The following is a 12,080-nucleotide window of genomic DNA, read 5'->3' on the forward strand; positions in this document are numbered from 1 at the left end:
GGCCAGATAACGCAGGTAGTTTTCAATAGCCTGCTAACAAGGAAAGCGTTATGGCTAGAAAGTACTTCGGCACCGACGGCATTCGTGGTCGTGTTGGCCAGTTTCCCATTACTCCGGATTTCATGCTCAAGCTCGGTTGGGCGGCTGGCATGGCGTTTCGCAAACAGGGCAAGTGCCGCATCCTGATCGGTAAGGATACGCGCATTTCCGGCTACATGTTCGAGTCCGCGCTGGAGGCTGGTCTGGCTGCCGCGGGTGCGGACGTGCAACTGCTCGGTCCGATGCCGACGCCTGCAATTGCCTATCTGACCCGTACCTTCCAAGCTGATGCCGGTATCGTCATCAGTGCCTCGCACAATCCGCATGACGACAATGGCATCAAGTTCTTCTCCAGTGAGGGCACCAAGTTGCCCGATGATGTCGAGGCGATGATCGAAGAGCTGCTCGATCAGCCGATGACCGTGGTCGAATCTGCCGGGATCGGTAAGGCTTCGCGGATCAACGATGCCTCCGGTCGCTACATCGAGTTCTGCAAGGGTAGTGTGCCCAGTGGTACCAGCTTCAAAGGCATGAAGATCGTCATCGATTGCGCCCATGGCGCTGCCTACAAGGTCGCGCCTAGCGTGTTTCGCGAGCTGGGTGCGGAGGTTCGGGTGATTTCGGCGCAGCCCGACGGGCTGAATATCAACGACGGTTGCGGTTCCACGCACATTGCCGCGCTGCAGGCTGAAGTGGTCGCACAGCAGGCTGATCTGGGTATCGCCTTCGATGGCGATGCTGATCGTGTGCTGATGGTCGACCAATATGGTGCGGTGGTCGATGGTGATGAGCTGTTGTTCATCATTGCGCGTGATCTGCAGGAGCGTGGGCGGCTGCGTGGTGGTGTGGTCGGCACGCTGATGAGCAATCTCGGGCTGGAACTGGCTCTGGCTGATCTGAACATCCCATTCATTCGTGCCAATGTCGGTGATCGTTATGTGATCGCTGAATTGCTGGCGCGCAACTGGCAGCTCGGTGGCGAGAATTCCGGGCACCTGGTGTGCTTCCAGCACACCACGACTGGCGATGCGATTATTGCGGCTCTGCAGGTGTTGATGGCGCTCAAGCGCCGCGGTCAGAGCCTGGTTGATGCGCGTAGCGATCTGAAGAAGTGTCCGCAGGTGCTGGTCAATGTGCGGTTCTCTGGTGCTGTCGATCCGCTCGAGCATCCGTCGGTGAAGGAAGCCTGCGCGCGGGTGACCGAGAGCATGGCTGGGCGTGGTCGAGTGCTGCTGCGCAAGTCCGGCACCGAGCCGCTGGTGCGGGTGATGGTCGAAGGTGACGAGGAAAGCTCGGTTCGCGGCTATGCCGATGAATTGGCTAAGATTGTTGCCGAAGTCTGTGCTTGATTGCGCTTGCTACCGAGGGTGCTCTTGGGTAAAATCTGCGCCCTCTTTGATCGACGAGGTAAAACATGCGTCGCCCCTTGGTCGCTGGTAACTGGAAAATGCACGGTACCCGCGCAAGCGTCGCAGAGCTGATCGAAGGTGTACGTCAGCAGGTACTGCCTGCTGATGTCGATGTTGCGGTGTTTCCCTCCAGTCTGCATATCGTTCAGGTCGTCGAAGGCCTGAATGGTAAAGCGGTGAAGGTTGGAGCGCAGGATTGTGCGGCACAAGTAGAGCAGGGCGCCTTGACTGGTGAGCTGGCGGTTAGTCAGTTAGTCGACGGCGGTTGTGAGCTGGTGCTTGTTGGTCACTCCGAGCGTCGCCTGATTCTGGGTGAAAGTGACGAGGTGGTCGTGCGCAAGTTTGCAGCGGTACAGGCTGCAGGTTTGACTCCCGTGCTCTGTGTGGGAGAGACCCGCGAGCAGCGTGAAGCGAATAAAACGCTGGGTGTAGTGGGTGGCCAGTTGGCCGCAGTGATCGATGCCCTGGGTGTCGAAGCGCTAAAGAATGCCGTAGTTGCCTATGAGCCTGTCTGGGCCATTGGTACAGGGTTGACCGCTACGCCTGAGCAGGCTCAGGAAGTGCACGCAGCAATCCGTGCGCAAGTTGCGCAGCTCGATGCTGGTGTCGCGAGCGGGCTGAGAATTCTTTATGGTGGCAGTGTGAAGGCCGCCAGTGCTGCCGAGTTGTTCGGCATGCGAGATATCGATGGGGGGCTCGTGGGTGGAGCCTCTCTGAATGCGGATGAATTCGGTGCGATCTGTCGCGCTGCAGGAAACTGAAGAATGCTGGAAACAGTCATTGTTGTTCTGCACCTGCTGGGTGCGATCGGGATTGTAGTGCTGGTGCTGTTGCAGCAGGGTAAAGGCGCTGACGCGGGTGCGTCGTTCGGTTCGGGTGCTTCGGCAACTGTATTCGGAAGCCAAGGTTCCTCTACCTTTCTGAGTAAGTTTACTGGTATACTTGCCGCGGCTTTTTTCATTACCAGCTTGGGTTTAGCGTACTTTGCTAAAGAAAAAGCTGATGCACTGACTCAAGTTGGTCTGCCAGATCCAGCGGTTCTGGAAGTTCAACAAAAACCGGCTGTCGAAGATGTGCCGGTGCTCGAAGAGCAAGCTCCAGCATCCGATGCTTCGGATGTGCCGGAGGCTCCAGGGCAGTAACAGTTTTGCCGAGGTGGTGGAATTGGTAGACACGCTACCTTGAGGTGGTAGTGGCCATAGGCTGTAGGGGTTCGAGTCCCCTCCTCGGTACCATACTCAAGAAAGCCCGCAGTTCGCGGGCTTTCTTGTTGCTGGAGTGTTTGGTTGACCCTTGCCAGGGGGTGGCCGTATAATTCCGGCCCAGCTTTGACGCGGGGTGGAGCAGTCTGGTAGCTCGTCGGGCTCATAACCCGAAGGTCGTAGGTTCAAATCCTGCCCCCGCAACCAGTTTCAGCAGGCCCCTTTTCAGGGGCTTTTTGTTAGCTGAAAGACAGTGTCCGTTGGTATTTACGGCGGATTGATGGGATGGGCGTTTCGCCCATTTTTTATTTGCACAGCATGCACGAGGGCCGTTAAGTGTCGAGCAAGCTAGAACAGTTGCAGGCCTTGTTGGCCCCAGTAATCGAGGCACTCGGTTACCAATGTTGGGGCATCGAGTTCCTGTCGCAGGGGCGTCATTCGCTGCTGCGTGTCTATATCGATAAAGCCGATGGCATCCTGATCGACGATTGTGAAATCGTCAGCCGTCAGCTCAGTGGTGTACTCGATGTCGAGGATCCGATTACCTCGGAGTACACACTGGAAGTTTCTTCTCCTGGCATGGATCGTCCGTTGTTCACTCTTGAGCAATTTGCGGCGCATGTCGGTGAGCAGGTGAAGGTCAAGCTGCGTTCGCCTTTCGACGGGCGTCGTAACTTCCAGGGCCTTCTTCGCGGTGTGGAGGAGCAGGACGTGGTAGTGCAGGTGGATGACCACGAGTATCTGTTGCCGATCGACCTGATCGACAAGGCCAATATCATCCCCCGATTTGATTGAAATGCGGATCTGCGTCGCTGCCGGGCTGTCGACCTTCTGTGCAGTTCGAGCGACACAGATGGCGCGAAGGTAGCGCGGTAGCGCACGTATTTTGGCGCCGATGGCGTAAGCGTGACGCGGACTGTGCAGAACCAATGGATTGCGAAAGGCGAGGCGTACGATGAGCAAAGAAGTACTGCTGGTTGTTGAGTCGGTATCCAACGAGAAGGGTGTACCGGCCGGCGTGATTTTCGAGGCGCTGGAGCTGGCTCTGGCGACCGCGACCAAGAAACGTTTCGAGGATGAGGTCGATCTGCGTGTGTCGATCAATCGTCAGAACGGTAGTTACGAAACTTTTCGCCGCTGGACCGTGGTCGATGAGTCCGAGTTCGAGGACCCGGCCTATCAGGTGACCGAGGACATGCCGCAGGCCGTTGAGGCCAACGCCAAGATCGGTGACGTGCTCGAAGAGAAGGTCGATTCCATCGAGTTCGGTCGCATCGCCGCGCAAACCGCCAAGCAGGTCATCGTGCAGAAAGTGCGCGAGGCTGAGCGTGCTCAAGTGGTAGACGCCTACCGCGAGCGGCTGGGTGAGATCGTCTCCGGCACCGTGAAGAAGGTCACCCGCGACAACGTCATCGTCGACCTGGGCAACAACGCCGAGGCGCTGCTGGCCCGTGAAGACATCATCCCGCGCGAGACTTTCCGCGTGGGTGTGCGTCTGCGTGCCCTGCTCAAGGAAATTCGTACCGAGAACCGCGGCCCGCAACTGATCCTGTCGCGTACCGCGCCGGAAATGTTGATCGAGCTTTTCCGCATCGAAGTACCGGAAATCGCCGAAGGGCTGATCGACGTCAAGGCTGCCTCCCGTGATCCGGGTTCGCGCGCTAAGATCGCCGTACGCTCCAAGGACAAACGTATCGACCCGCAAGGCGCCTGCATCGGCATGCGCGGTTCGCGTGTCCAGGCCGTTTCCGGCGAACTGGGTGGTGAGCGTGTGGATATCGTGCTGTGGGACGACAACCCCGCACAGTTCGTGATCAATGCCATGTCGCCGGCTGAAGTGGCTGCGATCATCGTCGATGAAGATGCCCATGCCATGGACATCGCCGTCGCCGAAGACAACCTGGCGCAGGCCATCGGTCGTGGCGGTCAGAACGTGCGCCTGGCCAGTCAGCTGACTGGCTGGACGCTGAACGTGATGACCGAAGCGGATATCCAGGCCAAGCAACAGGCAGAAACCGGCGACATCATGCAGTCCTTCATCGACGAGCTGGAAGTCGACGAAGAACTGGCTCAAGTCCTGGTCGAAGAGGGTTTCACCAGTCTCGAAGAGATTGCCTACGTACCCATGGAAGAAATGCTCAGTATCGACGGCTTCGACGAGGAGATCGTCAATGAGCTACGTGCACGGGCTAAGGATCGTCTGCTGACCAAGGCGATCGCCAACGAGGAGAAGTTGGCCGATGCCCATCCGGCAGATGATCTGCTGGAACTGGAAGGCATGGACAAGGCGCTGGCTCTCGAGCTCGCGCTGCGCGGCGTGATTACCCGTGAAGACCTGGCCGAGCAGTCGATCGACGACCTGCTCGACATCGACGGCATCGACGAAGAACGTGCCGGCAAGCTGATCATGGCCGCTCGAGCCCACTGGTTCGAATAAGCGGTTGCGGCCTGAGGAGAAAGATGCATGACGCAAGTCACGGTGAAAGAACTGGCCCAAGTGGTCGACACTCCGGTGGAACGCCTGCTGCAGCAGATGCGTGAAGCTGGGCTGTCCCACAGCAGTGCCGAACAGGTAGTGACCGATAGTGAGAAGCAGGCCTTGCTGGCCCATCTCAAGAGCAGTCACGGCGACAAGGTCGAAGAACCGCGCAAGATTACCTTGCAGCGCAAGACCACCAGCACCCTCAAGGTTGCTGGCAGCAAGACCATCAGCGTTGAAGTGCGCAAGAAGAAGACCTTCGTCAAGCGCAGCCCGGAAGAGCTCGAGGCCGAGAAGCAGCGTGAGCTGGAAGCTCAGCAGGCAGCTGCCGAGGCCGAGCGTCTGAAAGCCGAGGAAGAAGCCAAGCGCAAGGCCGAAGAAGAGGCCAAGCGTCAGGCCGCCGCCGCCGCTACCGAAGCCCCTGCACCCGCTGCTGCTCCGGCCCCGGCCAGCGAACCTGTGGTCGCTGCTGCACCGGTTGTCGACGCCGAGCGCAAGAAAGAAGAAGTGCGCCGTCCCGAGAAGGCGCGTAGCGACGAAGACGAGCGTCGTGATCGCAAGCACGCGCAGCACCGTCCGACCCTCAAGGAAAAGGCACCGGCTCCGCGCGTCGCACCGCGCAGTGTCGACGAAGAGAGCGACGGCTTCCGTCGTGGTGGTCGCGGCAAGGCCAAGATGAAGAAGCGCAACCAGCACGGCTTCCAGGCTCCGGCCGGTCCGGTGGTGCGTGAAGTGTCGATTGGCGAGACCATCACCGTGGGCGAACTGGCCCAGCAGATGTCGGTGAAGGCCGCTGAAGTCATCAAGTTCATGTTCAAGATGGGCTCGCCTGCCACCATCAACCAAGTACTGGATCAGGAAACTGCCCAGCTGGTCGCCGAAGAGCTGGGCCACAAGGTCAAGCTGGTCAGCGATACCGCCCTGGAAGATTCCCTGGCCGAGTCGCTGAAGTTCGAAGGTGAAGCCGTATCCCGTGCTCCGGTTGTGACCGTAATGGGTCACGTTGACCACGGTAAGACCTCGCTGCTCGACTACATTCGTCGCGCCAAGGTGGCTTCCGGTGAAGCGGGTGGCATCACCCAGCATATCGGTGCCTACCACGTCGAAACCGAGCGCGGCATGGTCACCTTCCTCGACACCCCCGGTCACGCCGCGTTCACCGCGATGCGTGCGCGTGGTGCCAAGGCCACCGATATCGTCATTCTGGTCGTCGCTGCTGACGACGGCGTGATGCCGCAAACTCAGGAAGCCGTACAGCATGCGAAAGCAGCCGGCGTGCCGATCGTGGTCGCGGTGAACAAGATCGACAAGCCCGACGCCAACCCGGACAACATCAAGAACGGCCTGGCCGCGCTCGACGTGATCCCGGAAGAGTGGGGCGGCGATGCACCTTACGTACATGTCTCGGCGAAGATGGGTACCGGTATCGACGAGTTGCTCGAAGCCGTGCTGCTGCAGGCTGAAGTGCTCGAGCTGAAAGCCACGCCGTCGGCTCCGGGTCGTGGTGTGGTGGTCGAATCGCGTCTGGACAAGGGCCGTGGCCCGGTGGCTACCGTGCTGGTTCAGGACGGTACCCTGCGTCAGGGCGACATGGTTCTGGTCGGCGTCAACTACGGCCGCGTGCGTGCCATGCTCGACGAGAACGGCAAGTCGATCAAGGAAGCCGGTCCGTCGATTCCGGTCGAGATTCTCGGCCTGGACGGTACGCCGGATGCCGGTGACGAGATGATGGTGGTGGCCGACGAGAAGAAGGCCCGCGAAGTTGCGCTGTTCCGCCAGGGCAAGTTCCGCGAGGTCAAGCTCGCCCGTGCTCACGCCGGCAAGCTGGAAAACATCTTCGAGAACATGGGCCAGGAAGAGAAGAAGACCCTCAACATCGTCCTCAAGGCCGACGTTCGTGGTTCTCTGGAAGCCCTGCAAGGCTCGCTCAGCACCCTGGGCAACGACGAAGTGCAAGTGCGTGTGGTCGGTGGCGGCGTCGGTGGTATCACCGAGTCCGATGCCAACCTGGCGCTGGCTTCCAATGCCGTGCTGTTCGGCTTCAACGTCCGTGCTGACGCTGGTGCGCGCAAGATCGTCGAGGCCGAAGGCCTGGACATGCGCTACTACAACGTCATCTACGACATCATCGAAGACGTCAAGAAGGCGCTCACCGGTATGCTCGGCAGCGATGTTCGCGAGAACATCCTGGGCACCGCCGAAGTGCGTGATGTGTTCCGTTCGCCGAAGTTCGGCGCTGTCGCTGGCTGCATGGTCATCGAGGGCACCGTCTACCGCAACCGTCCGATCCGCGTACTGCGCGAGGACGTGGTGATCTTCGAAGGCGAGCTGGAATCGCTGCGTCGCTTCAAGGACGACGTTGCCGAAGTGCGCAACGGCATGGAGTGCGGTATCGGCGTGAAGAGCTACAACGACGTCAAGGTCGGCGACAAGATCGAAGTGTTCGAGAAGGTCCAGGTGGCGCGCAGCCTGTAAGCGCGACATCCCGATCATGCAACGCCCGGCCCCGCTCAAGCGCGGCCGGGCGTTTGCCGCTTTTACGTCCGCTGCCGGCTAGGCTGCAGACGAAGGAAAGGTAACTAAGAAATGGCCAAAGATTACAGCCGTACCCAGCGTATCGGTGATCAGATGCAGCGTGAGTTGGCAGTGCTGATCCAGCGCGAGATCAAGGACCCACGCCTGGGTCTGGTAACCATCACTGCGGTCGACGTGAGTCGCGACCTTTCCCATGCCAAGGTGTTCATCACCGTGATGGGCAAGGACGACGATGCCGAGCAGATCAAGCTCAACCTGGAGATCCTCGGCGAGGCAGCTGGTTACTTGCGCATGCTGCTGGGCAAGTCGATGAAAGTGCGCACCATCCCGCAATTGCACTTCCAGTACGACGCCAGCATTCGTCGCGGCGCCGAGCTGTCGGCGCTGATCGAGCGCGCGGTGGCGGAAGACCGCAAGCATCAGGACGGCAGCGAGGGTTAAGCGTGGCGCAGGTCAAACGTATTCGCCGCAAGGTCGATGGCATCATCTTGCTCGACAAGCCGCGCGGCTTCACTTCCAACGCAGCCCTGCAAAAGGTGCGTTGGCTGCTCAATGCCGAGAAGGCCGGTCACACCGGTAGCCTCGACCCGTTGGCCACCGGTGTGCTGCCGCTGTGTTTCGGTGAGGCGACCAAGTTTTCTCAGTATCTGCTCGACGCTGACAAGGGCTACGAGACCGTCGCTCAGTTGGGCGTCACTACCACCACTGGTGATGCCGAAGGCGATGTTATCGAGCGGCGCCCGGTGACCGTCGGTCGCGCCGAGATTGAGGCGCTGTTGCCGCGTTTTCGCGGTGAAATCAAACAGATACCACCAATGTACTCGGCCTTGAAGAAGGATGGTCAGCCACTCTACAAGCTGGCTCGTGCGGGTGAAGTAGTGGAGCGCGAAGCGCGTTCTGTTACTATTGCGCGCCTGGAACTGCTGGCCTGCGAAGGCGAGCAGGCCCGTCTGGCGGTTGATTGCAGCAAAGGCACCTATATTCGTACGCTGGTCGAGGACCTCGGCCAGTTGCTCGGCTGCGGTGCACATGTCGCCAAGTTGCGTCGTACCAAGGCCGGCCCGTTCGATCTGGCGCGTACCGTGACGCTGGAAGAACTGGAGGCTGCACACGCCGAAGGTGGTAACGAGGCGCTGGATCGCTTCCTGCTACCGGCCGATAGCGGTCTGCAGGACTGGCCGCTGCTGCAGTTCTCCGAGCACAGTGCGTTCTACTGGTTGCAAGGGCAGCCGGTGCGAGCGACGGAAGCACCGAAGTTCGGCATGGTGCGGGTGCAGGATCACAATGGTCGCTTCATCGGCATCGGTGAAGTGAGTGACGATGGGCGTATCGCCCCGCGTCGATTGATTTATACCGGTGCGTAGCACCGAACGGTTCGGCCGAGAAGGCTGAAAGCCTGATGCTGACGACGTCGTCATCAGGTGCTGCGAGGGTGGCTGTTAGTAGGCACGGTCATACCTCTTTTTAAAACACGGGAAGCGATTTCCGGCCTATTGAGACTGCTTCGGCAGTTTCCAGATGAGAGGAAGCCAACATGGCACTCAGCGTTGAAGAAAAAGCCCAGATCGTTAACGACTACAAGCAAGCTGAAGGCGATACCGGTAGCCCGGAAGTGCAGGTTGCCCTGCTGACCGCCAACATCAACAAGCTGCAAGGTCACTTCAAGGCCAACGGTAAGGATCACCACAGCCGTCGTGGTCTGATCCGTATGGTTAACCAGCGCCGCAAGCTGCTGGACTACCTGAAGGGTAAAGACTCCAGTCGTTACAGCGCCCTGATCGGTCGCCTGGGCCTGCGTCGTTAATAGACGCGAGCTGCACAAGTTGGAAGCTGGGAGTTCGGCGTCGCGAGTGGGGAGTGATCCTCACCTCGTGGCGCTGGGCTTCCAGCTTTTGGCTTTTCGAGGGATGCACCGGGTCCGACTCCCGCGCTTCTTTCCAATTTCCCCCAAGGCAACAAAGAGAAGGAAAACACCGTGAACCCGGTAATCAAGAAATTCCAGTTCGGTCAGTCGACCGTTACCCTCGAGACTGGCCGTATCGCCCGTCAGGCTTCCGGCGCCGTGCTGGTCACTGTCGATGACGACGTCAGCGTGCTGGTCACCGTGGTAGGCGCCAAGAGCGCCGACCCGAGCAAGGGCTTCTTCCCGCTCTCCGTTCACTATCAGGAAAAGACCTACGCAGCCGGCAAGATCCCTGGCGGTTTCTTCAAGCGTGAAGCGCGTCCTTCCGAGAAAGAAACCCTGACCTCGCGCCTGATCGACCGTCCGATCCGCCCGCTGTTCCCGGAAGGTTTCCAGAACGAAGTGCAGGTCATCTGCACCGTGGTTTCCACCAGCAAGAAGACCGATCCGGACATCGCGGCGATGATCGGTACCTCGGCCGCTCTGGCCATCTCCGGTATCCCGTTCAACGGCCCGATCGGTGCCGCGCGCGTCGCCTTCCATCCGGAAACTGGCTACCTGCTGAACCCGAATTACGAGCAGCTCAAGGCCTCCAGCCTGGACATGGTCGTGGCCGGTACCAAGGACGCCGTGCTGATGGTCGAGTCGGAAGCCAAAGAGCTGACCGAAGACCAGATGTTGGGCGCCGTGCTGTTTGCCCATGAGGAGTTCCAGGTGGTCATCCAGGCTGTCGCGGAGCTGGCTGCCGAAGCCGGAAAACCGACCTGGGACTGGCAGCCGAAGCCGGAAAACACCGCTCTGCTGAACGCCATCCGTGGCGAATTCGGCGAGGCGATTTCCCAGGCCTACACCATCACCGTCAAGCAGGATCGCTATGCGCGTCTGGGCGAGCTGCGCGATCAGGTCGTCGCCAAGTTCTCCGGCGAAGAAGGTCAGCCTACTGCCGGTGAAGTCAAGGAAGCCTTCGGCGAGATCGAATACCGCACCGTGCGCGAGAACATCGTTAACGGCAAACCGCGTATCGATGGTCGTGACACCCGCACCGTACGTGGCCTGAATATCGAAGTCGGGGTACTGGACAAGACCCACGGCTCGGCGCTGTTCACCCGTGGCGAAACCCAGGCGCTGGTGGTTGCCACCCTCGGTACCGCCCGCGACGCACAGCTGCTGGACACCCTCGAAGGCGAGAAGAAAGACCCCTTCATGCTGCACTACAACTTCCCGCCGTACTCGGTGGGTGAGTGTGGTCGCATGGGCGCCACTGGCCGCCGCGAAATCGGCCACGGCCGTCTCGCCCGTCGTGGCGTTGCCGCCATGCTGCCGAGCGCCGACGAGTTCCCGTACACCATCCGTGTGGTGTCGGAGATCACCGAGTCCAACGGCTCTTCCTCCATGGCTTCGGTGTGCGGCGCTTCCCTGGCGCTGATGGACGCCGGTGTGCCGATGAAGGCACCGGTTGCCGGTATCGCCATGGGCCTGGTACTGGAAGGTGAGAAATTCGCCGTGCTGACCGACATCCTCGGTGACGAAGATCACCTGGGCGACATGGACTTCAAAGTAGCCGGTACCGCCAAGGGTGTTACCGCGCTGCAGATGGACATCAAGATCCAGGGCATCACCGAAGAGATCATGGAGCAGGCGCTGGAGCAGGCGCTGGAAGCGCGTCTGAACATCCTTGGTCAGATGAACCAGGTCATCGCCCAATCGCGCAGCGAGCTGTCGGCTAACGCGCCAACCATGATTGCGATGAAGATCGACCAGGACAAGATCCGCGACGTCATCGGCAAGGGTGGTGCCACCATCCGCGCCATCTGCGAAGAGACCAAGGCTTCGATCGATATCGAAGACGACGGCTCGATCAAGATCTTCGGCGAAACCAAGGACGCGGCCGAGGCTGCCAAGCAGCGCGTGCTGGCCATCACTGCCGAAGCCGAGATCGGCAAGATCTACGTCGGCAAGGTCGAGCGCATCGTCGACTTCGGTGCCTTCGTCAACATCCTGCCGGGCAAGGACGGTCTGGTGCACATCTCCATGCTCAGTGATCAGCGCGTGGAGAAGGTCACCGACGTGCTGCAGGAAGGCCAGGAAGTGAAGGTACTGGTACTGGACGTGGACAACCGCGGCCGTATCAAACTGTCGATCAAGGACGTAGCTGCTGCCGAGGCCTCTGGCGTCTAAGCACGGTTCGCCTGTTCGAACGAGAGGGCTCCTGCGGGAGCCCTTTTTTGTGGTGCGCCAGGCATGGCGCGCAACCGTCCGCACCAGATACTGACGCCGCGCTTCGTAACCTGAGCCGGTATAATCCGGCGCCATGAAATTTGGCGCCGACAACCTTCCCGACGATCCCGTCCTGCTCAAGGCTCTGATTCTGCAGTTGCAGGAAGAGAACGCCTTGCTGCGCCACAAGCTGTTCTCGCCCAAGTCCGAGCGCAGCTCTGAAGACGCCGACTCACCGCAGTTGGCCATGTTCAACGAGGTCGAAGAGCTGATCGAAGCGCCGGCCGCCGAGCCAG

At 60.0% G+C, this 12,080-nt stretch carries 11 protein-coding genes and 2 tRNA genes; all 13 read left to right on the forward strand.

From position 1 onward, the window contains the following. Positions 1 to 50: 50 nt before the first annotated feature. Positions 51 to 1,388: a phosphoglucosamine mutase gene (glmM, locus tag DBO86_RS25085; RefSeq protein WP_108235183.1), complete on the forward strand. Its 1,338-nt coding sequence runs from the start codon at positions 51 to 53 to the stop codon at positions 1,386 to 1,388. 65 nt (positions 1,389 to 1,453) lie between these two features. Next, the gene (gene tpiA / locus DBO86_RS25090; protein ID WP_108235184.1) at positions 1,454 to 2,209 is read left to right on the forward strand and encodes a triose-phosphate isomerase; all 756 of its coding nucleotides are present in this window, start codon (positions 1,454 to 1,456) and stop codon (positions 2,207 to 2,209) included. Positions 2,210 to 2,212: 3 nt separating this feature from the next. Further along, a complete protein-coding gene (secG, locus tag DBO86_RS25095; RefSeq protein ID WP_108235185.1) occupies positions 2,213 to 2,590 on the forward strand; it encodes a preprotein translocase subunit SecG in 378 nt (125 codons plus the stop codon). A 7-nt stretch (positions 2,591 to 2,597) separates the two neighbouring features. Then, positions 2,598 to 2,683: transfer RNA gene (locus DBO86_RS25100), tRNA-Leu, on the forward strand. Between the two features lie 97 nt (positions 2,684 to 2,780). Further along, positions 2,781 to 2,857 (forward strand) — tRNA-Met (locus DBO86_RS25105). 129 nt (positions 2,858 to 2,986) lie between these two features. Next, positions 2,987 to 3,445, forward strand: a complete 459-nt coding sequence (gene rimP / locus DBO86_RS25110) for a ribosome maturation factor RimP (RefSeq protein ID WP_108235186.1) — start codon at positions 2,987 to 2,989, stop codon at positions 3,443 to 3,445. A gap of 160 nt (positions 3,446 to 3,605) precedes the next feature. Then, positions 3,606 to 5,087 (forward strand): transcription termination factor NusA, encoded by a 1,482-nt coding sequence (gene nusA, locus DBO86_RS25115; RefSeq protein WP_104729468.1) that lies wholly within the window; start codon positions 3,606 to 3,608, stop codon positions 5,085 to 5,087. A gap of 27 nt (positions 5,088 to 5,114) precedes the next feature. Next, positions 5,115 to 7,604: a translation initiation factor IF-2 gene (infB, locus tag DBO86_RS25120; protein ID WP_108235187.1), complete on the forward strand. Its 2,490-nt coding sequence runs from the start codon at positions 5,115 to 5,117 to the stop codon at positions 7,602 to 7,604. A gap of 111 nt (positions 7,605 to 7,715) precedes the next feature. Further along, positions 7,716 to 8,105 carry a 30S ribosome-binding factor RbfA gene (gene rbfA / locus DBO86_RS25125; protein ID WP_013716991.1) on the forward strand — a complete coding sequence of 130 codons (390 nt, stop codon included), beginning with the start codon at positions 7,716 to 7,718 and terminating at the stop codon, positions 8,103 to 8,105. A 2-nt stretch (positions 8,106 to 8,107) separates the two neighbouring features. Further along, entirely contained in the window at positions 8,108 to 9,028 is a 921-nt protein-coding gene (gene truB / locus DBO86_RS25130) for a tRNA pseudouridine(55) synthase TruB (protein ID WP_108235188.1), read from the forward strand. 170 nt (positions 9,029 to 9,198) lie between these two features. After that, positions 9,199 to 9,468, forward strand: a complete 270-nt coding sequence (rpsO, locus tag DBO86_RS25135; protein ID WP_074860168.1) for a 30S ribosomal protein S15 — start codon at positions 9,199 to 9,201, stop codon at positions 9,466 to 9,468. A gap of 171 nt (positions 9,469 to 9,639) precedes the next feature. Continuing rightward, the gene (gene pnp, locus DBO86_RS25140) at positions 9,640 to 11,745 is read left to right on the forward strand and encodes a polyribonucleotide nucleotidyltransferase (protein ID WP_004424390.1); all 2,106 of its coding nucleotides are present in this window, start codon (positions 9,640 to 9,642) and stop codon (positions 11,743 to 11,745) included. Positions 11,746 to 11,878: 133 nt separating this feature from the next. Continuing rightward, the coding region (locus tag DBO86_RS26975; protein ID WP_482764211.1) for an IS66 family transposase at positions 11,879 to 12,080 on the forward strand (202 nt) is incomplete at its 3' end.

Source organism: Ectopseudomonas oleovorans, from assembly GCF_003052605.1.
GTDB classification, from domain to species: domain Bacteria; phylum Pseudomonadota; class Gammaproteobacteria; order Pseudomonadales; family Pseudomonadaceae; genus Aquipseudomonas; species Aquipseudomonas oleovorans_A.